Genomic DNA, 19,449 nt, shown 5'->3' with positions numbered 1-19,449 from the left:
TCGCAGCGCATTCGCGCGGAAGGAGTAACCCGTGTCCCCGACCATCGACCCCGCGGCCACCGCTTGGCTGCTGATCAGCACGGCCCTCGTCTTGCTGATGACCCCCGGCCTGGCCATTTTCTACGGCGGGATGGTGCGCTCGACCGGCGTGCTCAACATGCTGATGATGAACTTCATCGCGATCCCGCTGGTGACCGTGGCCTGGCTACTTTTCGGCTACAGCCTGGCGTTCGGCGCGGACGCGGGCGGCGGCCTGATCGGCGGCCTCGATCACCTGGGCATGGCGGGCATCGATCCGGGTTCGGTGCACGGCTCGGTACCGGAGTTGTTGTTCGTCACGTTCCAGCTCGCCTTCGCCGTCCTGACCGCAGCGCTGATCAGCGGCGCCATTGCCGACCGCGCCAAATTCTCCGCGTGGATGATCTTCGTGCCGGTGTGGGCGCTGGCGGTGTACGCGCCGATCGCCCACTGGGTGTGGGGCCCGGACGGCTGGCTCGCGCGGTTCGGCGCGCTGGACTACGCGGGTGGACTGGTGGTGGAGATCGCCTCCGGCGCGTCGGCCCTGGCCCTCGCGCTCGTGCTCGGCCCCCGCATCGGATTCCGGACCGACGCGATGCGCCCGCACAATCTGCCCTTCGTGCTGCTCGGCGTCGGCCTGCTGTGGTTCGGCTGGTTCGGCTTCAACGCCGGTTCGGCGCTGGCGGCCAACGGCCTCGCCGCGGCCGTCTTCCTGAACACCCTGGTGGCGGGCTGCCTCGGCATGCTCGGCTGGCTGGCGGTCGAGCAGATCCGCGACGGCAGGCCGACCACCTTCGGCGCCGCCTCCGGCGTGGTGGCGGGCCTGGTCGCCATCACGCCCTCGTGCGGGTCGGTCAACACCCTGGGCGCGGTGCTGGTCGGGCTGGCCGCGGGCGTGGTGTGCTCGTTCGCGGTGGGCTGGAAGTTCAAGGCCGGTTACGACGATTCACTCGACGTGGTCGGCGTGCACTTCGCCGGTGGAGTCGTCGGCACCGTGCTGATCGGCTTGCTCGCCACCGCGGTGATGACCGGCGGCGCCGATGGGCTGTTCTTCGGCGGTGGACTCGCCCAGCTCGGCAAGCAGCTGGTGGCGGTGCTCGTCGTCGCGGCCTACGCCTTCGGCGTCTCCTTCGCGCTCGGCAAGGGCATCGACCGGCTCGTCGGCTTCCGCGTCAGCAAGGAGGACGAGACCGCCGGGATCGACTTCGCCCTGCACGCCGAGACGGCATATGCGGAAGGGGTGCACGGACACGCGCCCCGTCGCCTCGGCGAGGGGCATTTCGGACGTCCACATCCCGATCGCACGCTCGACGACGATCCGAAGCTCTGATCGATGGGGCCACTCCCCGCAATCGGCACCGGGCTCGGGGCGGTATCGCGGACTATCTCACCGGAGAGCGCTGCCGCCCTTCGCCCGGCCTGAGCCGGACCGGATGACCACCGCAGGGCCCGTGCCCGCTCGGCGCGTCAGCTGACCGAGCCCGCCGACGCGGTGAACGTATTGCACTGGGCCGCACGGTTCTTGTTCAGTCCGGTCTCGAACCACTGACCGCCGTTCTCGGCGGACCCGTGGTCGCGCATGTCCCCGGCTTGATCGCCGCGCCCATAGGCGTCCTTGCGGGCCACGGTGATCTGCGGATCGGTCAGCGAGCCGCCCTTCGACGACGAGGACAGGTACATGCCGTCGAAACAATTGGCCTGCAATTCGACTCGCCGGGACAGTTCCAAACCCTTGGCGGTGCGCGGCCCGGCGTCGGCCCGATCGCTGTTGGCCTTGCGCAGGATGCCGGACATCGCCTGCACATGGTGTCCGTACTCGTGCGCGAAGACCGAGAGGTAGACCACCCAGTTGTCCTTGAAGTAGTCCGTCTGCAACTGGCTGATCGGCATGTAGATGGTCTTGTTCGCCGGGCAGTAGAACGCGGCGAAATTGCTGGTCGAGCCGGTGCACGGCGTGGTTATGCCCGACGTGGTCGCGCTGACGTTCAGCGACGGCGGCTGGAACGGCAGGTTCGCCTCGCGCAACACGGGTTTCCACGCGGACTCCAGGCACGACGCGGCGCTTTCGAAGAACTTGCGGGCGGCGTCGACCTGGGTGCCCCACGGCGAGTAGTCGCATCGCGCCGGAACGAGTGTCGTGCTCGGATCGGTCAGCAACGGGTTGGTTCCGGTTTCCGACGGTCCGGTCGAGCCGTCCGGCTGGGCGTCGAACGTGAAACTCGGTCGCGGGCCGGACGCGTCGTTGTCGCCGCGTCCCACCGAGATCGCGTTGCGCACCAGCCCCGCCGCGACCAGGAACACGATGACGATCAGCAGCACCACCCATCCACCGCCACCGCGTTTGCGCCGCGGCGGGTAAGGAGGCCGCCCGGGCGGACCATAGGGCATCGGCGGAGGGACCGGAGAGCCGTAACCCGCTGGCGGGCCGTAACCGGGCTGGGCATACCCCGGCGGCTGGCCGTAGCCGGGTGGCGGGCCGTATCCAGGTGGCGGACCGTAACCGGGGCGTGGTCCATAGGGCGCACCGTAGCCGGGCGGCGGAGGAACCGGACGCCCCCTGTGCGGGACCGGTCCGTGTCCGTACGGTGGTTGTGTCACGCCCCCGTACCCCCTCGTCTCAGTGATCGCCGACAGCCGCTGACGCAGAATAGCAAGCTGTCTAAAGTAGGCAGCCATGCTGACTTTTCGGGGGGCCGCCCTAGGCGCGCTGCTTCTCGCCATCGCGGCAATGTTCGCGGCGGCCCCGGTCGCCCAAGCCCAGCCCGCACCCGACGGCGTGACCATCACCGCCGATCTGAAGCTGAATCGCGAGGGTGTCCTCGAGGTCGTCGAACAGATTTCGGTGCCGACGGACGGATCGTTCCGGATGTCGCTTCCACTGCGGCTGAAGGTGAGCGACGACGCCGAGCGCGTCTTCCGGGTCACCGATGTGAACACCGAAGGCCCTGGCACCGCGACGGTCGCGAACGACCAGTTCACCATCGAGGCACGGCCGGGCAAGTCCACCTTCCAGTACTCCGTGCAGAACACCGTCAGTGACGCGCCGGGCACCCAGGTGTTCCATTGGCTCGGCGTGCTGGGCGCCGACATCGCGTCCATCAGCGCCTCGCTGATCAGCCCGAGCTTCGAAATGGGCATCGTAGACTGCAAACTCGGGCCGCCCGGGAACACCCGCCCGTGCGCCGACGTCAAGATCGAGTCCGACGGCGTCCTCTTTCTCGAGCAAACCGACCTGCACAAGGGCGACGCGATCGACCTGACGCTGCAATTGCCGCCCGGCACCGTGCCGAGCAACGCCGACTTGCGCGGCGGCGGCGACGCGGGCCCCTTCGCGATCACCGCCCCGGTGCTCGTGGCGTTCGGTGTCCTGCTGCTCGCGCTGGCGATTTTGGTCGTCTTCGTGCTGCGCGCCCGCCGCCAGGACGCGACGGTGGGCGGCGGCACGGACACGATCGACCCGCTGCTGCGCGAAGGCGATCGAGTGCAGTTCACCTCACCCGAGGGCGCGCTGCCCGGCGAGGCCGGCCTGCTGCTGGACGGGTATGTCGATCCGGTCGACATCGCCGCCACGGTGGTGGATCTCGCGGTGCGCCGGTACATCCGGATCACGCCGCTCAGCGACAGCGACTGGCGGATCATCCGGGTGAATACGCCCGACGATCAGCTGCGCGACTACGAGAAGGCCGTCTACCAGGCACTGCTGCCCGCTGGCGCCGACGCCGTGACACTGGGTGAGCTGCGCGCGCCGGGGCGGATGACCTCCGGCCCGGTTCGCGCCGCACTGATCGCCGACGCCGTCGCCCGCGGCAACTTCCTCGATCGCCGACGTCCCGGCATCGCGGTGTGGCTCGGTGGGGCACTGGTGGTCGCGGGTATCGCGGTGACCGTAGCGCTCGCGCTCACCTCGGGGCACGCCTTGGTCGGTGTCGCCATCGCGCTCGGCGGTGTCGCGACTCTGCTCTCCCCGAAGTACCTGCCGGTGCGGACGACCCGGGGGCTGGAACTCGCCCGGCAGATCCGCGCGCTCCAGCGCGGCCTGGAGACGACGCGGCGCGAACATATCCCGCCGATCGACCAGGAGACCGTGTTCTCTCGCGCCCTGCCGTTCACGGTGCTCGGTGCGCGGGCCGACAATTGGATCCGGGCCTTCCGCGACCTCGATCCGTCGGCCGACGCGCAACCGGGCCTCTACTGGTTCGGCGGCTTCGAACGCGACCGCAACTTGCAACGCTTCGCAAGCCACTTCCCGTTCTTCATCACGGCGTTGGAAGGCTTGTTCGCGACCGCGGGCGACCCGCATCGGTAAACGCCCCACACGCACGAAAAGGGCGACCGGACAGCACGTCCGGTCGCCCTTCGTCGTATTGCTCAGTCGGTCAACGCGGTTCGCCGGACTGCGGCCAGCGGATCGGCGTAGAGGACGCTCAGCGAGGTCACCACGGCGGCGTATTCCTGTACCTTGCCGCCGAATCCGCTGATGCGGATATCGGTGGGCGGCAGCGTCGAACCCTGGTTGAACGCACGCGCCACATGCGCTACCGCCGGGCGATAGCCGGTGAAGGCCTGGCCACCGAGGATCACCCGATCAGGGTTGAGCATGTCGCGCACCATCGCCACGGTGTGGCCGAGGATGGTGGCCCGCTCGGCGAGCAGCTCGCGCGCGGATTCCGAACCTGCCTCCGCCGCGCGATACAGATCCGCGATGGTCGAGCCCGCGGTTCCGTTGTGCGCCGGGATGATGCCGCGACCGACGGCCCTGGAGTGCAGCGACCGATCACCGACGGTCACCTCCAAGCAGCCACGCCGTCCGCAGGTGCATTCGACGTCCGAACCGGTGGGCAGGTGCGCGATCGATCCTGGACCGTTGCTCGGCGTGTGCACGCGACCGTCCAAAGTCACCGCGATACCGGCGGTTTCACGCACGTAGAAATACAGGCTGCTGCCCCGCTCGACGCGGGCCTGGTCTTTGGGCTCACCGGTGGGCAGCAACAGCTCCGAGCCTGCCATCGCCTCGACGTGCGGCGCGACCGAGACGGGCAACTCCAGCACCTCGCCGAGCACCGAACCTACCTGCGCGCCACGCCATTCCAGCTTCGGGTGGTCGACGACGCCGGTCAGCGGGTCGACTCGGCCACCGATCGCGACACCGGCCCACAGCGCTTTGCGCCGGTGCCAGCGCTGCAGGAACGCCTTGGCGCTGCGGGCGACGGTGGTGGTGGCGAATTCCTGGCCGGTCTGCGGCGTCGCGATGGCCAAGCCGCCGAGGATGCGGCCGCGCAGATCGGCGGCGACGATCTTGGTGACCGCGGCGCCGATGTGGATGCCGATGGTCAGGTAGGCGTCGTGATCGATTTCGAAGGGGACGCGGGGGCGTCCGACCGCACCCGATGCCGTCAGGTCGGGACGTTCCCGCAGCAGGCCGGCCGCGAGTAGTGCGGAGACCTGGCGGTTGACCGTGGCGATGCTCAAACCCGTTGTGCGCGCGGCATTGTCGCGGGAGACGGGGCCACCGGTCGCGGAGCGCAGCACCGCGGCCGCCGGATTGTCGCCGATGCGGAGTTCAGGGGCGACAACCGGGCGCTGGACGCGGGCACGGCTGCCCGCAACCCTGGAGACGGATCGTTCAAGGGTGGGAAGGGACATTGTGCAGATCCTTGCTGAAGTCCCGTAATCGAACGGGACATGCCTACATGGGCGGCGAGGCAGCAAACGAGCAGGAAAAACAGCTCAGCTGCAGCAAGAGAGGCGACACAGTTCGCGTGTCAACGGCAGCCGCAGACCCAACGCGGCGGTCACGTAAGTGACGCGCAGGAGGTTCCATCGGCCGGCAGACATGTCATTAAAATTAACACCGATTTGCCCGACGCACCAACCCCCGACGCGCCGCTGTGTGCACACGCACATTGTTTCCCCAGGTCGCGAGCACGCGAAAAAGACCCCGCTCACCCGGAAGACGGGCAGAGCGGAGTCTTTTCACGCGGAAGGATTACTTCGGTGCGACGAACGGCTGATTGATCGTCGTGAAGTACTGGATCGCGGCGCCGATGGCGACCGGGGCGGTGATCAGGATCTGGCCCGCGAGGGTGCCGAGCGCGCCGACGGCGATGATGCCGCCGAGGCATCCGATGGCCGCGGCCGGGATGAACGCGCCGAACAGGCCGACGATCGCGGCGGAGGCGACGGTCGCGCCCGCGATGCCGCCGAGCACGCAACCGATGGCGCCGCCCGCCAGGCCGCCGACGAGCGTGCCGATGGTCGCACCGGCGGCGATCGTGCTGGTCAGACGGGTCCAAGCGGCGACCTCACGGTCGTACTCGGTCTTCCACGGCGCCTTGTCCTCGTACGGCAGAGCGACCGGCTTGTAGACCGCGTGTTCCCGGTCGAACACCGGCGTCAGCGTCGCGGTGCGACCGGAAATGGCTGCGCCGATCGGGAATTCGAAGTCGTCGAGCTGAAACCGCAGCGGCTGCGCGGCGAGCACGGTACCGTTGGAGGCCTTCACCTCGAGCACCTCGTTCTCGACCACCAGCGAGCCCGCGTCGATTTCGATGATCGACTGGGTATCGGTCGCGTGCGCGGTGAAATTGATTGCGCTTTCCGCGTTTTCTTCTGCCGGGGCGGCACCGGACGTACCAGCGGCCACTCCGGTCGCAATGGTCACCAGCGCCGCCACCACGGCGAGCTTCCTCATCCTCATGTCCTGCAATCCCTCATCTCAGGTGGAGCCATACCAGCCAAAAGCATCGGGCACCGACTCTGCGATAACGAGGAAAAAACGCAGGGCGATTTCAAATAGGCAACCGGGGAGTTACGGTCACCGGACTACTTCGCTTTGGCTGCCGCTTTCGCCTGCTTCTTGAATTCCCTTACCTGCGCGAGGGATTCGGCGTCGGTAACGTCGGCAACCGAACGGCGCGAGCCCTCGTCGCCGTACGCGCCCGCCGCCGCGCGCCAGCCTTCCGGCCGCACGCCACGTTGCTTGCCCAGGAGGGCCAGGAAGATTTTCGCCTTCTGCTCGCCGTAGCCGGGGAGGTCCCGCAGGCGGCGCAGCACCTCCTTGCCGTCCGGGTCTCCCGCGGTCCAGATGTTCTCGGCCTTGCCGTCGTAGTGCTCGATGACGTAGCGAGCCAACTCCTGGGCGCGCCGGGCCATGGACCGCCCGTAGCGGTGGATCGCGGGCGGGGTGGCGGCGAGATCCTCGAACTCCTGCGGATCGGCCTCGGCGATGCGCTGGATGTCGAAGCCGCCCATCCGGTCGGCGATCTTCTTCGGGCCGCGGAAGGCGTGCTCCATCGGATATTGCTGGTCCAGCAGCATGCCGAGCAGCGTGGCGAAATGGTCCTCGGTCAGTAGCCGATCCGCCTCGGCGTCCTGCGCCAGGCACAGCGTGCGCGTCACTGTCCCGCCTCTCCGTCTATTCGGGCAGTACCAGACTAGTCATCGACCATAGTGACCCACCTCACATCCCCTACGCGCGGGTAGATGACCTGCCGCGTAGGCTCCAGGCCATGCCTCAGACGACGGCGACACCGACCAAGACGACGGCAACGGCCAGGGATGGACACGGGCCCATGAACACCTACGCATTGCGCCCCGATCGGTTCGACCGGGCAGGCCACGACCAGCTCGTCGACGTGCGCGACCTACAGGCCGCGCTGCCCGGTATCCGCCGCTTGCGCACCTGGGCGCACGAAGCGCTCGCGCTGCGGCCCGGCGAACACGCCGTGGACATCGGCTCCGGCACCGGGTCGGAGGTCATCACCTTCGCCGAAGCGGTCGGCCCGAACGGCAGCGCGGTCGGCGTCGAGCCGGACCCGCAGCTGCTCGCCTCCGCCGAGCGCCGTGCCGCTCAGGCCGGCTCGACGGCCAAATTCCACTCGGGGGATGCCTACGGCGTGCCGTTCGGCGCGGACTGCTTCGACGCCGTTCTGTGCGAGCGCGTCTTCCAGCACCTCACCGCCCCCGCCCGCGCGGCCAACGAGATCGCCCGCGTGTTGCGTCCCGGCGGCCGCGTGGTCGTGGTGGACAGCGATTGGGGCACGGCGATCGTGCACCCCGGTGACCGGCGGGTTGTCCGCGAGGTGATCGACACACTCGTGTCGGCGACCACCAATCCGCTGTCGGGCCGTCGCCTGCCCGGCCTGCTCACCAAGGCGGGCCTGGTGGTCGACGACATCGGCTCGGAGGCCCTGGTGCAGGACCGCAGCGTGGGCGCGGGCTCGCTGATCACCAGGATCTCGGCGATGGCGGTCGCGCGCGGCGCGATCACCGAGGCGGAGCGCGATCGCCTACTCGCCGACCTCGACGCGGGCGCCGCCAATGGCGACATCCACCTCTCGGTGACCATGTTCGCCGTCCTCGCGCACAAACCCCGCTGACCCGGCCGATGGCCGTCGACGTGCTGACCGACGTCGTGATCAACCGATCGCGCGAACTGGTCGCCGCGTATTCGGCCGATCCGGGGCACGCTCCGGCCTGGTACTCGCGCATCCACAGCGTCACGTGGGAGACGGAGCCGCCGCTGCGCGTGGGCTCGCGGATGACGTTCGTCGCCCACTTTCTCGGCGGCAGGCTCACCTATACCTACGAGGTGGCCGACTACGCGCCCGGCCTGCGGCTGGTGATGCGTGCCGTGACAGGTCCGTTTCCGATGGAGACCACCTACACCTGGGCCGATACGTCAGAAGGCGGTACCAGCATGACGCTGCGCAACCAGGGCGAGCCGAGGGGTCTGCGAAGGCTGGCCGCGCCCGTGCTGGAAGCAGCGATCCGGCGGGCGAATCGCGCGGACCTGGCGCGGCTGAAGGAACTGCTGGAGACCGGGTAAGCGTCGGGCCTCGGTCAGGGTCCCGTTCGCGGCGCGGTTTCCGTCAGTGCTGCCAGCTGTGCGCGCGTCGCAGCACGGCTCGAAGCGGGCTCTTCGGCGGCGCAGCCAGCCGTCCCGCCTCGATCGGAACACTGTCTCCTTCGTTTCGGCCGCGCCTCCGGCGTTCGATACAGACGGGAACGCCCGGCACGAAATCCGTGCCGGGCGATCAATCGTCGGGGTCTGCTCCTACTTGCCGAGCAGCTTCTCGGTGGCCGCCAGCAGCACGCACGTGGCCAGCCCGTCCATCGCCTTCTCCAGCTCGGGCAGCTTCGGGAAGCTCGGCGCGATCCGGATGTTCTTGTCCTCCGGATCGTTCCGGTACGGGAAGGCCGAACCGGCCGCGGTGAGCGCGATGCCCGCCTCCTTGGCGAGGGCGATCACCCGCGCCGCGGTGCCCTCGAGCACGTCGAGGCTGATGAAGTAGCCGCCCTTGGGCTCGGTCCAGGAGGCCACCTTGGAGGCGCCGAGGCGGTCCTCGAGGATCTTCAGCACCAGGGCGAACTTCGGCTCCAGGATGGCGCGGTGCTTCTGCATGTGCGCGCGCACGCCGTCGGCATCGCGGAAGAAACGCAGGTGGCGCAGCTGGTTGATCTTGTCCGGGCCGATGCTCTTCTTCGAGGCGTGGCTCAGATACCAGTCCAGGTTCGCGGTGGAACCGCCGATGAAGCTCACGCCCGCGCCCGCGAAGGTGATCTTCGAGGTGGAAGCGAACACCAACGGGCGGTTCGGATTTCCGGCGGCGGCGGCCAGCCCGAGCACGTCGATCACCGGGGCCGCGGTGTCGGTGAGCGGGTGCACCGCATACGCGTTGTCCCAGAACAACCGGAAGTCGGGCGCTGCGGCGGGCATCGAAACGAGTTCGCGGACAACCTCTTCGGAGAAGACGACGCCGGTCGGGTTGGAGTAGTTCGGCACCGCCCACAGACCTTTGATCTGCGAATCGCTCGCCAGCAGCTCGGCGATGGCGTGGGTGTCCGGGCCGTCGTGGCGCATCGGGATCGGGATCATCTCGAAGCCGAGCGCCTCGGTGATCGCGAAGTGCCGGTCATAACCGGGGGCGGGGCACAGGAACTTCAGCGTGTCCTCGGCGGCCCAGCGGCGCTCGGAATCATTCGTGCCGTACAGCATCGCGTAAGTGATCACGTCGTGCATCAGCTCGAGGCTGGCGTTGTTGCCCGCGAGCAGGTTGTCCACCGGGATGCCGAGCAGCTCGCCGAAGATCGCGCGCAGTTCCGGGAGACCGTGCAGGCCACCGTAGTTGCGGCAGTCGGTGCCGGTGCCGTCCCGGAAATCGCCGTCGCCGGGCAGGCGCAGCAGTTCGGCGGACAGGTCGAGTTGCTCCGGCGAAGGTTTCCCCCGGGTCAGGTCCAGCGTGAGCTTCTCGGTCTTGAGCGTCGCGTAGTTCGCGGTCTGGGTGTCGTGCTCGAGCACGAGCTCCTCATGGCTCATCAAACCGATCTGCGTTTGCCGGGGCATCCTGGGCAGCCTTTCAAGCAGCGGGGGGACGATGGGTTTGGCCGGACCGATGTGCGGCGGCGACCGAACAGTTGTCCGCGCAGACGCACGTGCACCCGCGGACGGTGTTCACGTTACCCGTGCAGCGGCCGGAATTGGAGGCGTTATCCGAGGGCGGGATGCAGAGGCGAAACCGAACCGCGCCCGCACCGGCCGGGCACCGCACGAGGCCAATGAAAGGGGACCCCGCGCACCCGGCAGAGCCCGTTGACCCTTGCTGCCTTCCGGCCCTGGGGGGATTCACAGGATGCGCGCCGCGCGGGATCCGTCGGCCAGTGTAGCGCCTCCGGCCCGCAAACCCATCTTCCGGGTCCACCACCCCCGACCGACCAGGCACTTCCCCCACGTCACCCCACCTATTTGGCGACCGACCGGGGGCTACCGGTATGCTGCTCCACGGAGGATTCGCCTAGTGGCCTATGGCGCTCGCCTGGAACGCGGGTTGGGTTAACGCCCTCAGGGGTTCAAATCCCCTATCCTCCGCTGAAGAAGGGCCTAGTCAGGACGGTTTTACGCCGTTCTGACCAGGTCTTTTCTCATTAGTGGCCGAACGCATCGGCGAGATGCCGACGGAACAGTTCTGATGGTCGTAGCACCGCTGGACGGCGACCCGCCGGGGGCAGGCGCCCACTCCATGCCCTGGTCGGTCGGCCTGCCCGATGAATAACGCACCCCTCCTCCGTTAATTCGGAGACGGGGTGGGATTCGTTGTGTCCGGTGCGCCGGTCTACTTCTCCAGCTTCTCCAACATCCAACTGCCGACGGCGTACATGTCGTCAGCGGGGATGGCGCGCGTGTAGTACAGCGGTGGGGTTATCCAGCGGATCCGACGCCATCCCATGGATGGACGGATGACCCATCCGCCGTATTCGCGGCGAGAATTCCACTGGAGTTTCCTGGTGTAGCCGGGTGGGCGGGAGAGACCCCGGAACCGGAGGTACAGGGTTTGGCGCAACCAGAGCCAGCGAGTCGACAATGTGACAGGGCCGCTACTGATATGGAGCAGCTTCACGGCGTCAACCTAGCACGGGATGATGGTGGGCGTGGTCTCCTTGCGGGCCTCGTTCGACCCGGTGTCCCAGGTAGCCCGCATGACGATCTTGCCCTGCCACATGCCGGGTACGCAGTCCAACGCCATCGTCGCGACGTGGAGGTTCGGGTTGGGGATCTGGGTGACCACGACGTGGTCACCCTTCGGCTTCGGGTTGCTGGTGCCCGACCGGTGCCATAGCTGCAACTCGATGCGCAACTCGAGCGGGGCGGGGTCGCATTTCACTGTTCCGCCGACGACGACGGCCTTGTGCAGCAGGTAAGGCTCCTTGTTGAAGGCGAACGTGCAGGCACGGTCAGCGGTGGCCTGGTATCCGGGGTCGGCGTACGCGGCGACGGGGGCGACTCCGGCGAGCACCGCCGCTGCGACATACCCCGCGAGCACGTCGCGGCCGATTCGTAACTTCATGTTTTTCTCCTCCTAGGGTGGGCGTGCCGACCGCCTCGCCGGGCCGGGGCCGTCGATGTAGCGTCGAAAGGTGGCGCGACTCCGGCCGCGCGCAATATCCGCTGGATCTCCCGCTTGCGGGCACAGCCGCCGAGGCGGCAACCGAGATGACGGGCCCACTGCTGGCGCGCCTGCTCGACCGTCAACGGCCGGGGCGGCGGTTCGTGGCAGAGGCGTTCGTCGATCTCGGTGAACCGCAGCCCGGTCGCCGGTGCTCCGATCAGCAGCCAGGCGGCGACGAATATGCAGGCGATGACGGCGGCGGCCATGGCGGCGACGATCAGCATCGGCCCGGCGGGCATGGCTGTCCGTCCGCCACTGCGGCGACGAGGTCAGCCCACTGGGTGGCGAGGTAACCCACCTGAGACCACGCCGAATGCAAGGTCTCCTCGGTAACCTCGTCCCGCGCCATCAGCAGCGACTCGGCGTCGACGTATGCGGCGACGAGCGCGTCAGCCACAGGCCCGACCGCATCGGCATGGGCACGGGGCGGCGCAAGGTGCGTGGCGACCCACTGGTTGATCAACGTCACGAGTTCGACTCGACGCCGGTCTATCTCGTCGACGCGTTCAGGGCTGACGCGACGGGTGCGATGTAGCAGCGCGAGCGCACGCGTCCACCGAGTGACCAGGTGATCGCCCGGCTTATCGCCGGTGACGCAGCGGATCGCCGCGCATACCTCATGCCAGTCCGGCAACCCGTGCCGGGATCTGCAGCCTGGGTCCATAATCGCGCTACCCCTGCGATCCAAACGAGAAAGCCATCGCCGCGAGGTATTGCAGACACCAACCGCAGTGGCCGGAGTGAGCGGCCAGAATGAATCGAGCGCGGTCCAGATCGAGATCGGCGGGCTCGGTACCGCAGTCGCGGTAGTTCGCGTCCCACAGGTCCCGCGTGTCTCGCGAGATACGCATGACAGCCTCCGTGACAAACGATTCGGGTACACCGGTGCAAAAGTCGACCCACCAGGCAAGCTGGACGACTGCCGCTCGGTCGGGTGCGTATCCAGCCCTGACGAAGCGTCTGCCTCCGATACCGGCGTGCTGTTTAAGCGTTCTCGCTGCGAAGGCCGACGAACAGCGCAAAACTGGAGGCAAACAAGCGGTTTCGGCCGTAGGGGGCGAAGACGAACGAGCTGTTCAGATCTCTCAGGCTGGCTCGCGGCTGGACACACAGCGAGTTGGCGGAATTGGTGTGCGCCGAAGTAGAGCGAGCCACAGGCCGTCGGTCGGCGGTCGATGCCCAGGCAATCGGCAGACTCGAGCGCGGCGAGATTCGATGGCCTCGAGCTGCGACGAGACGGGCACTTGTGGCACTGTTGGGAGCAGCTTCGGAATCCGAGATAGGGCTGTACCCGAAGCGGACCCAGCGCGACGCCGAGAAGGATGAAGCCACGAGACGCAGGGATTTTCTGGCAGTGGCGGGAGTATCGATTCCGCTTGTCGGCGCTGGCTCACCTGGGCGGGTGGGCGCGGCGGACCTGAATGAGATGCGTGACCGGTTTGCTCGCCTGCAAGATCTCGACAACGTCGTCGGAGGCGGTGACACCTTCCACCTGTACTTCTCCGAGTTGACATGGACTGAGCAGGTGTTGCGGCACGGCAGTTACAGCACCGCGATACGCATAGGGCTGACCGAACTCGCGGGCGAACAAGCCCAGCAAGCCGGTTGGGCCGCTTTCGACGCCGGGTTCTCCGAGCACGCAATACGCCTGTATCGGTACAGCCATCGCGCCGCAAACGAGGCCGACAACCCTGAACTCGCGGCGAACGCGCTCATTCAAATCGCCTATGCCACACAAGATCGCGAAGCGGTGGTAGCAGCCGACGCTGCTTGTTCAGCCATCGGGCTCGATGCTCCCGCACAGGCTCGGGCCCTGCTCGAATCACGTCGAGCCTGGTCGCTGGCAACGATTGGTGAGCGCGACAGAGCTGCTCGCGCTTTGGATATCGCTGCACGCGCGCTCGACGACACCACCTCCCGTCCGGCGGCGAAGTGGTTTGCGTGGATGAACTGGGACGAGTTGGACATCATGACGGGCCGCGTGTGGTCGGTTCTGCGCGATCCCGACAAGGCGACCGCACCGCTCAACCGCGCGCTCGATTCATATCCGGATCACTGGTTCAGGGACAAAGCCCTGTACCTGACTTGGCTGGCCGATGCTCACCTCGACGCGGGTAACTTGGAGGAGGCGCTCGCGATCACCGAGAACGCCCTCGCTTCTGCCGAAAAGGTAGCGTCAGTCCGGCCGCTGGCTCGCGTACAGCAGGTTGCACAACGTGTCACCGCGGTACCTCGTGGCGCCCAGCTGTGGGCACGCGCCAGAGCGGCAAGGGTTCCTACTCCGACGCGTTTGTAGAGCGGGCCACCCAGCTCCCGTATTCCTCCGGATGCCACTCGATGGGCTGGCCCACCAATTCGGGGTTGTCCCAGGGATGCAGTTGCTTGATTCGTTCCGCAAGCTTGTCTCGCGTAGCGTCAGATGTGCGGAGCTCGACGCGCCACTCTTGTCCGTCACCGAGTTCGCCGAGATGCCAGAACACCGACTTGATCGGGCCCGTGATAAATGCCCCGGCCGCCAACCGCTCGCTCACCACCGCGCGAGCGATCTCTTGGGCTGCTTCCTCGGTCGGGGTGGTCGTTGTCACGGACCAGACACTCGGGATTGCCATCACGCCAGCCTAAGCGACGGTCGCACGCTCGGATTTGGTCCTTGATGCAAATTCGCCGCAGGACTCGACATGGCAGGTCCCGGTGCCGAGCTTCTACACGGCTCCGACCAGGTGGGCATAGACCGCCCGGCTCATCAGGTTCGAAGACGCGCGCCATGTCGGTCACACCGAACCTCGTGTCGTGGAACAGGCGGCGTCATATCATCTCGCCAAGAATTCGGCGAGGGTGTACAGCCGCACCGGCCATTACGTGACCGTGGGTGCGGTGGTCGAACTGCGAGAGCGGATGCGGCCACTGGTTGCCGCGACAGCATAGGAGCACATCGGGATGGTGCGGATCGGCGTCACCGGGCATATGAACATCACCGAGGCGACGGCACCTTTGGTGTACGACGCGGTGCGTGCGCTGCTCGAGGGGCATGATTCGCGCGAACTCGTTGGAGTGAGTTGTATTGCGCGCGGGTCTGATTCGGTGTTCGCACGGGCGGTCCTCGCTGCGGGCGGGCGGCTGGAGGTGGTGTTGCCGTCCCGGAATTACCGCGAGCGGAAGGTGAAACCGGATCACGCCCAGTTGTTCGACGAGCTCGTGAAACGCGCGACCGCCGTGCGTGTGATGGATTTCGACGACGCGGGCCCGGAAGCGTACGAGGCGGCCAACGATGTCGTGGTCGGGTCGGTCGATCGACTGGTCGCCGTGTGGGATGGCGATGCCGGGCATAAGGCGGGCACCGGGGCGGTGGTCGAGCTCGCGCGTGAACGTGGCGTGCCGGTCGATGTCGTGTGGCCGAACGGCGCCGCACGGGACTGACACCGGTCGAGCTTTCGGATTCCCCTCGGAGTTGCCGGACGAGCCCAGTTCGTCCGATCTGGGCTGTGCGACTGCCCATTCCGGTGGAATGATCTTCTCCGTGACTCAGTGGCTCCCGCTCTTCGGTTCTCTCATCGTTGCCATTGCGGCATTGGTCGGCGTGCTGGTCAACAACCGCACGAACCGTGCGGCGCTCACCGCCGCGGACGAGCGGAACCGGGTCACCTTGGACGCGGCGCAGCGCAATGTGGAGTCGACCAACGCGGCGGCCGAGCGGCGCGAGCACGACAAGTGGCGGCGGGAATCGGTGCTGACCGCGGTCTCGTCCGTGCTGTCCATCTCGAGCGACGTCCGCCAGCAGTTGCTGCATTGCGAACTCTGGGAGGCCGACGAGCTCGATGAGGTCGATACGGAGATCCGGCAGATCATCACCGGCTCGCGAGGCTACATCAGCAACCTGCGCGTCGTGTCGCATCGCAAGATCCCCAATCGCTGCGAGGACCTGATGCGCACGCTCACCGCGGCGCTCAACATCAGTTTGCAGCGCCGCCGGATCGAATTCGACGGCGAGGCCACCGCCGAAGAGATCACCGAGATCCAGGCGCTGTGGTCGCGGGCGATCGAGAACACCGTCGAGGAGGAGCGCTCGGTCATCAACGCAACCCGGCTCGAGCTGGACATCAAGATCTCCGCCGAAGTGCACCAGGCCGCGCCGCAGCCGGCCCTCGCCCGTTCTTGACCGGCGGGCTCGTCACACCGATGGCGACGCCGGAGCGGAGTCGACCCGCGTGAGGTGCGCTTCGAGCAGCGCGGCACGCAGGTGGGCGGCGTAGGCGTCGAGGTCGGGCAGCACCGCCGGGTCGGCGTGCAGCGAGATGGTGACGGTGTCGCCGAGTCCGTGCACGCCGTGGGTGAGATGCATGACGGAACCGAGAGCCGGGAACCCGGCCGTGAACCGTACCGCGCCGCCACCGAACGAAAGATCGGCTGGACCACGGTCGACACTCGAGACGACGGTGTGGCCCGCGATCGAGTCGGGCACGGCGTCGAGGGGGTAGCGATCCACGTCGCGGCGCAGCAGCGGGGCCGGCATGGCCGCGGTGACCCGGCCCTGCGCGGACAGCAGCGGGTGCTGTGCGCGGACGCGCCGGTCGGCGAGCGCCGCGGCGATCTTGTCGGCGCGCAGGCGCAGATCGGGCTCGTCGATGAACAGGTCGACGCCGAGACCGCGATAGTTGTTGCGTGCGCGGCCGGCTTCGGGAAGCGCCATCGGCACCTGCGCACCGAGCCGCTCCACCGGCTCGCCCACCTCGGCCAGGTGGCGGGCGAGCGCCAGCGACACCGCGGTCAAGACGACCACCGTGACGGTGCGGCCGGGCACCCGCAAGTCGGCGGAGGGGAACACCAGCATTCGAGCTTCGTGCCGCGAGATGCCTTGCGGTGAATACCGATTCAGTACACTCGGCGGGAAACCGGCTGCGGGTGGCGGCACTTCACCCGATTCGGTCAGTTCCGCGAGCCGCCGCTGCGCCCGAAATGCCTGGTAGCCGCGCACCGCGGTCGCCGCCACCCGGACCGGCGTGCGCAGCACACCCACCGCCGAGTCGACCAGCACCCCGGCCGCCGACACCGCGTCACCGATCGTCCGCGCCCGTGCCGTGACCTCCGGCCACCGCGCGAGGGTCTCCAGCCGCGATCCGGGCGCGGTCCTGGCGTCCGCCGCCGAACCCGCCGCTTCGGGCGCCGCCGACGCCATCCGGCTTCCGTCTTCGACCGCGGGAGTCTCCGAGAACAGCGCACGCGCGATCGCTGAGGACCGCCGCCCATCGGCCAGGGCATGGGACATCTGGAGCACCGCCACAAGCGCGGGCTCGCCGCCCAGCCCCGGCGCGTCGGCGATGGCACGGAACACGTGCAGCCGCCACGGGTGCACGGCGGCATCGACTCCGGTGCCGAGCAGATCGCCGAGGACCTCCAGCAGGCACGACCAACTGCGCTCCGGCAGTTCGTGTTCCACGAATTGCTCGGCGCCGAATTCGCATCGGGTCCACATCGGGTAATCGATGTCCGCGGGCAGTTCGCGCAGCCGGACCCCAAGGTCGTCGATCCGCGCGCTCCGTTCGGCGACGGCGGCGCGCAGTTCAACCGTGGGCAGCCCACGATCGGCGAAGCAATACAACAGAAAAAGGTCGTTGCGCGTACGTTCGGACAACCAATACATCGTCGCGTCCTGCGGTGCCATCGCGCTCACAGGTAAAACGATATCGACTCGGGCCGGATCGCCTCCGGCGGGCCGGAGCAATGTGAATGATCTTGTTCCACAATTCCGTCCGGAAAATCCCATCGATTCCGCCACGCAGCTCTGCTACCGTCTGTAGTAGGAACGGATACCACTCACCCAGGCGGGGTGTCGGCCATGGCTATAGATCTAGCTCGCAGAATCGCCAACCAAGCCGATGAGGCGGACGAGCGATATAAGGCCGCCGCGTTCGTCAAGCGGTCGATCAACAAGGTGTTCCCGACGCATTGGTCGTTCCTGCTCGGCGAGATCGCGCTCTACAGCTTCATCATCCTGCTGCTGTCGGGCGTCTACCTGACACTGTTCTTCGACCCGTCCATGACGGAGGTCGTCTACAACGGCTCCTACCAGCCGATGCGCGGCGTGACCATGTCCCGGGCGTACGAGACGGCGCTGAATCTGTCCTTCGAGGTTCGTGGCGGCCTGTTCGTGCGGCAGGTGCATCACTGGGCGGCGCTGCTGTTCGCGACCTCGATCATCGTGCATCTGTTCCGCATCTTCTTCACCGGTGCGTTCCGCAAGCCGCGTGAGGCGAACTGGGTGCTCGGTTCACTGCTGCTGATCCTGGCGATGTTCGAGGGCTTCTTCGGTTACTCGCTGCCCGACGACCTGCTCTCGGGCACCGGCCTGCGGGCCGCGTTCTCCGGTATCACGATCTCGATCCCGATCATCGGCACCTGGCTGCACTGGCTGATGTTCGGCGGCGACTTCCCCGGCGACATCATCATTCCGCGGCTCTACGTCGCGCACGTGCTGCTGTTCCCCGGCATCATCCTGGCGTTGATCGCCGCGCACGTGGCGCTGGTGTGGTACCAGAAGCACACCCAGTTCCCCGGCCCAGGCCGCACGGAGAACAACGTGGTCGGCGCCCGGATCGTGCCGGTGTTCGCCGCCGACCAAGGCGCGTACTTCGCCTTCACCCTCGGCATCGTGGGCCTGCTCGGCGGCATCTTCCAGATCAATCCGATCTGGAACCTGGGTCCGTACAACCCGTCGCAGGTGTCGGCGGGTTCACAGCCGGACTTCTACATGATGTGGACCGACGGCATGGCGCGATTGATGCCGCCGTGGGAGCTGTACCTGGGCCGTTACACCGTGCCCGCCGTCTTCTGGGTCGCCGTGATCATGGGGCTGGTCTTCGTCGTCCTCATCGCCTATCCCTGGATCGAGAAGCGGCTCACCGGCGACATCGGCGCGCACCACAACCTGCTGCAACGCCCCCGCGACGTGCCCGTTCGCACGGCCATCGGCGCGATGGCCATCGCGTTCTACACGGTGCTCACACTGTCGTGCGTCAACGACATCATCGCGTACAAGTTCCACATCTCGCTCAACGCGACGACCTGGGCCGGACGCATCGGCCTGCTGCTCGCGCCCCCGATCGCCTACTTCCTGGCCTACCGCATCTGCATCGGCCTGCAGCGCAGCGACCGGGCCGTGCTCGACCACGGGGTGGAGACCGGCGTGCTCGTGCGCCTGCCGCACGGCGAGTACATAGAGGTCCACCAGCCGCTCGGCCCGGTGGACAAGCACGGCCACCCGGTTCCGCTGGAGTACCAGGGCGCGCCCGTGCCGAAGAAGATGAGCAAGCTGGGCGCGGCGGGCAAGCCGGGCACCGGCAGCTTCCTGCGCGCGGATCCGCGGGACGAGAGCGCGAAGCACTTCGAGATCGAGCACGAAGAGGAACGCAAGCAACTCGCGGTGCTGCGCAAGGTTCAGGAACGGGCGAACGGCGACGGAAACGGTTCCGCCCACTGAACATTCGGCACC

Annotated in this window: 20 protein-coding genes, 1 tRNA gene and 1 other RNA gene; 9 read left to right on the top strand and 13 right to left on the bottom strand. The window is 67.5% G+C overall.

Annotated elements, in window-relative coordinates:
- The first annotated feature begins 31 nt into the window (after positions 1-31).
- Positions 32-1,348: an ammonium transporter gene (locus ABZ824_RS13075; protein WP_356963413.1), complete on the top strand. Its 1,317-nt coding sequence runs from the start codon at positions 32-34 to the stop codon at positions 1,346-1,348.
- A 137-nt stretch (positions 1,349-1,485) separates the two neighbouring features.
- Here ABZ824_RS13075 and ABZ824_RS13070 read toward each other — a convergent pair whose 3' ends face one another.
- Complete coding sequence (locus tag ABZ824_RS13070; protein WP_356963412.1) at positions 1,486-2,340, bottom strand: neutral zinc metallopeptidase; 855 nt, start codon at positions 2,338-2,340, stop codon at positions 1,486-1,488.
- A 352-nt stretch (positions 2,341-2,692) separates the two neighbouring features.
- Between ABZ824_RS13070 and ABZ824_RS13065 the strand changes: the two genes are divergently transcribed.
- On the top strand, positions 2,693-4,324 hold the full coding sequence (locus ABZ824_RS13065; RefSeq protein WP_356963411.1) for a DUF2207 domain-containing protein: 1,632 nt from the start codon (positions 2,693-2,695) through the stop codon (positions 4,322-4,324).
- A 62-nt stretch (positions 4,325-4,386) separates the two neighbouring features.
- Here the strand turns inward: ABZ824_RS13065 and ABZ824_RS13060 are convergent, their stop codons facing one another.
- The 3 genes from ABZ824_RS13060 to ABZ824_RS13050 all read right to left on the bottom strand — a co-directional run bounded on the left by ABZ824_RS13060 (position 4,387) and on the right by ABZ824_RS13050 (position 7,416).
- The gene (locus ABZ824_RS13060) at positions 4,387-5,661 is read right to left on the bottom strand and encodes an ROK family protein (protein WP_356963410.1); all 1,275 of its coding nucleotides are present in this window, start codon (positions 5,659-5,661) and stop codon (positions 4,387-4,389) included.
- 343 nt (positions 5,662-6,004) lie between these two features.
- Positions 6,005-6,715, bottom strand: a complete 711-nt coding sequence (locus tag ABZ824_RS13055; RefSeq protein WP_356963409.1) for a hypothetical protein — start codon at positions 6,713-6,715, stop codon at positions 6,005-6,007.
- A 125-nt stretch (positions 6,716-6,840) separates the two neighbouring features.
- Positions 6,841-7,416, bottom strand: coding sequence for an HhH-GPD-type base excision DNA repair protein (locus ABZ824_RS13050; RefSeq protein ID WP_356963408.1), 576 nt, complete (start codon positions 7,414-7,416; stop codon positions 6,841-6,843).
- A gap of 173 nt (positions 7,417-7,589) precedes the next feature.
- Between ABZ824_RS13050 and ABZ824_RS13045 the strand changes: the two genes are divergently transcribed.
- Together ABZ824_RS13045 and ABZ824_RS13040 are read left to right on the top strand one after the other, a co-directional pair.
- Entirely contained in the window at positions 7,590-8,396 is an 807-nt protein-coding gene (locus ABZ824_RS13045; protein ID WP_356963513.1) for a methyltransferase domain-containing protein, read from the top strand.
- A gap of 8 nt (positions 8,397-8,404) precedes the next feature.
- On the top strand, positions 8,405-8,845 hold the full coding sequence (locus tag ABZ824_RS13040) for an SRPBCC family protein (protein WP_356963407.1): 441 nt from the start codon (positions 8,405-8,407) through the stop codon (positions 8,843-8,845).
- A gap of 228 nt (positions 8,846-9,073) precedes the next feature.
- Here the strand turns inward: ABZ824_RS13040 and ABZ824_RS13035 are convergent, their stop codons facing one another.
- Both ABZ824_RS13035 and ffs read right to left on the bottom strand, forming a co-directional pair.
- Complete coding sequence (locus ABZ824_RS13035) at positions 9,074-10,363, bottom strand: aminotransferase class I/II-fold pyridoxal phosphate-dependent enzyme (protein ID WP_356963406.1); 1,290 nt, start codon at positions 10,361-10,363, stop codon at positions 9,074-9,076.
- Positions 10,364-10,577: 214 nt separating this feature from the next.
- An RNA gene (gene ffs, locus ABZ824_RS13030) (signal recognition particle sRNA small type) lies at positions 10,578-10,672 on the bottom strand.
- A gap of 128 nt (positions 10,673-10,800) precedes the next feature.
- Between ffs and ABZ824_RS13025 the strand changes: the two genes are divergently transcribed.
- Positions 10,801-10,885: transfer RNA gene (locus ABZ824_RS13025), tRNA-Ser, on the top strand.
- Positions 10,886-11,129: 244 nt separating this feature from the next.
- Here ABZ824_RS13025 and ABZ824_RS13020 read toward each other — a convergent pair.
- The 5 genes from ABZ824_RS13020 to ABZ824_RS13000 all read right to left on the bottom strand — a co-directional run bounded on the left by ABZ824_RS13020 (position 11,130) and on the right by ABZ824_RS13000 (position 12,814).
- Positions 11,130-11,414 carry a hypothetical protein gene (locus ABZ824_RS13020; RefSeq protein ID WP_356963405.1) on the bottom strand — a complete coding sequence of 95 codons (285 nt, stop codon included), beginning with the start codon at positions 11,412-11,414 and terminating at the stop codon, positions 11,130-11,132.
- 9 nt (positions 11,415-11,423) lie between these two features.
- On the bottom strand, positions 11,424-11,861 hold the full coding sequence (locus ABZ824_RS13015; protein ID WP_356963404.1) for a hypothetical protein: 438 nt from the start codon (positions 11,859-11,861) through the stop codon (positions 11,424-11,426).
- Positions 11,858-12,202 (bottom strand): hypothetical protein, encoded by a 345-nt coding sequence (locus tag ABZ824_RS13010; RefSeq protein WP_356963403.1) that lies wholly within the window; start codon positions 12,200-12,202, stop codon positions 11,858-11,860. The genes ABZ824_RS13015 and ABZ824_RS13010 overlap by 4 nt, the downstream gene beginning before the upstream one ends.
- On the bottom strand, positions 12,181-12,432 hold the full coding sequence (locus tag ABZ824_RS13005) for a hypothetical protein (protein ID WP_356963402.1): 252 nt from the start codon (positions 12,430-12,432) through the stop codon (positions 12,181-12,183). Before ABZ824_RS13005 ends, ABZ824_RS13010 begins: the two co-directional genes overlap by 22 nt.
- 202 nt (positions 12,433-12,634) lie before the next feature.
- A complete protein-coding gene (locus tag ABZ824_RS13000; protein WP_356963401.1) occupies positions 12,635-12,814 on the bottom strand; it encodes a hypothetical protein in 180 nt (59 codons plus the stop codon).
- A 395-nt stretch (positions 12,815-13,209) separates the two neighbouring features.
- Here ABZ824_RS13000 and ABZ824_RS12995 point away from each other — a divergent pair, with 395 nt between their 5' ends.
- Positions 13,210-14,259: a hypothetical protein gene (locus ABZ824_RS12995; protein WP_356963400.1), complete on the top strand. Its 1,050-nt coding sequence runs from the start codon at positions 13,210-13,212 to the stop codon at positions 14,257-14,259.
- Here ABZ824_RS12995 and cutA read toward each other — a convergent pair.
- Positions 14,240-14,548 (bottom strand): divalent-cation tolerance protein CutA, encoded by a 309-nt coding sequence (cutA, locus tag ABZ824_RS12990; RefSeq protein ID WP_356963399.1) that lies wholly within the window; start codon positions 14,546-14,548, stop codon positions 14,240-14,242. The genes ABZ824_RS12995 and cutA overlap by 20 nt on opposite strands.
- A gap of 352 nt (positions 14,549-14,900) precedes the next feature.
- On the opposite strand from cutA, the gene ABZ824_RS12985 reads away from it, so the two are divergent.
- Positions 14,901-15,380 carry a hypothetical protein gene (locus tag ABZ824_RS12985; RefSeq protein ID WP_356963398.1) on the top strand — a complete coding sequence of 160 codons (480 nt, stop codon included), beginning with the start codon at positions 14,901-14,903 and terminating at the stop codon, positions 15,378-15,380.
- A gap of 226 nt (positions 15,381-15,606) precedes the next feature.
- Positions 15,607-16,119, top strand: a complete 513-nt coding sequence (locus ABZ824_RS12980; protein WP_356963397.1) for a hypothetical protein — start codon at positions 15,607-15,609, stop codon at positions 16,117-16,119.
- A gap of 12 nt (positions 16,120-16,131) precedes the next feature.
- Here the strand turns inward: ABZ824_RS12980 and ABZ824_RS12975 are convergent, their stop codons facing one another.
- Positions 16,132-17,622, bottom strand: a complete 1,491-nt coding sequence (locus tag ABZ824_RS12975; RefSeq protein WP_356963512.1) for a WS/DGAT domain-containing protein — start codon at positions 17,620-17,622, stop codon at positions 16,132-16,134.
- Positions 17,623-17,796: 174 nt separating this feature from the next.
- On the opposite strand from ABZ824_RS12975, the gene ABZ824_RS12970 reads away from it, so the two are divergent.
- Positions 17,797-19,437 carry a cytochrome bc complex cytochrome b subunit gene (locus tag ABZ824_RS12970; protein ID WP_356963396.1) on the top strand — a complete coding sequence of 547 codons (1,641 nt, stop codon included), beginning with the start codon at positions 17,797-17,799 and terminating at the stop codon, positions 19,435-19,437.
- Positions 19,438-19,449 lie beyond the last annotated feature (12 nt).

Origin of the sequence: Nocardia sp. NPDC047038, assembly GCF_040644075.1 — a bacterium.
GTDB classification, from domain to species: domain Bacteria; phylum Actinomycetota; class Actinomycetes; order Mycobacteriales; family Mycobacteriaceae; genus Nocardia; species Nocardia sichangensis.
The sequence above is the reverse complement of the archived record's forward strand: the minus strand, read 5'-3'. Positions and strand labels throughout refer to the sequence as shown.

What these genes read in the sequence shown, in the direction of transcription:
- ABZ824_RS13065 (WP_356963411.1), top strand. Translation starts at nt 2,693, where the DNA reads ATGCTGACTTTTCGGGGGGCCGCCCTAGGCGCGCTGCTTCTCGCCATC.
- ABZ824_RS13015 (WP_356963404.1), bottom strand. Translation starts at nt 11,861, where the DNA reads ATGAAGTTACGAATCGGCCGCGACGTGCTCGCGGGGTATGTCGCAGCG.
- ABZ824_RS12970 (WP_356963396.1), top strand. Translation starts at nt 17,797, where the DNA reads ATGGCTATAGATCTAGCTCGCAGAATCGCCAACCAAGCCGATGAGGCG.
- ABZ824_RS13045 (WP_356963513.1), top strand. Translation starts at nt 7,590, where the DNA reads ATGAACACCTACGCATTGCGCCCCGATCGGTTCGACCGGGCAGGCCAC.
- ABZ824_RS13055 (WP_356963409.1), bottom strand. Translation starts at nt 6,715, where the DNA reads ATGAGGATGAGGAAGCTCGCCGTGGTGGCGGCGCTGGTGACCATTGCG.
- ABZ824_RS13035 (WP_356963406.1), bottom strand. Translation starts at nt 10,363, where the DNA reads ATGCCCCGGCAAACGCAGATCGGTTTGATGAGCCATGAGGAGCTCGTG.
- ABZ824_RS13060 (WP_356963410.1), bottom strand. Translation starts at nt 5,661, where the DNA reads ATGTCCCTTCCCACCCTTGAACGATCCGTCTCCAGGGTTGCGGGCAGC.
- ABZ824_RS13000 (WP_356963401.1), bottom strand. Translation starts at nt 12,814, where the DNA reads ATGCGTATCTCGCGAGACACGCGGGACCTGTGGGACGCGAACTACCGC.
- ABZ824_RS13010 (WP_356963403.1), bottom strand. Translation starts at nt 12,202, where the DNA reads ATGCCCGCCGGGCCGATGCTGATCGTCGCCGCCATGGCCGCCGCCGTC.
- ABZ824_RS12985 (WP_356963398.1), top strand. Translation starts at nt 14,901, where the DNA reads ATGGTGCGGATCGGCGTCACCGGGCATATGAACATCACCGAGGCGACG.
- ABZ824_RS12975 (WP_356963512.1), bottom strand. Translation starts at nt 17,622, where the DNA reads ATGGCACCGCAGGACGCGACGATGTATTGGTTGTCCGAACGTACGCGC.
- ABZ824_RS13040 (WP_356963407.1), top strand. Translation starts at nt 8,405, where the DNA reads ATGGCCGTCGACGTGCTGACCGACGTCGTGATCAACCGATCGCGCGAA.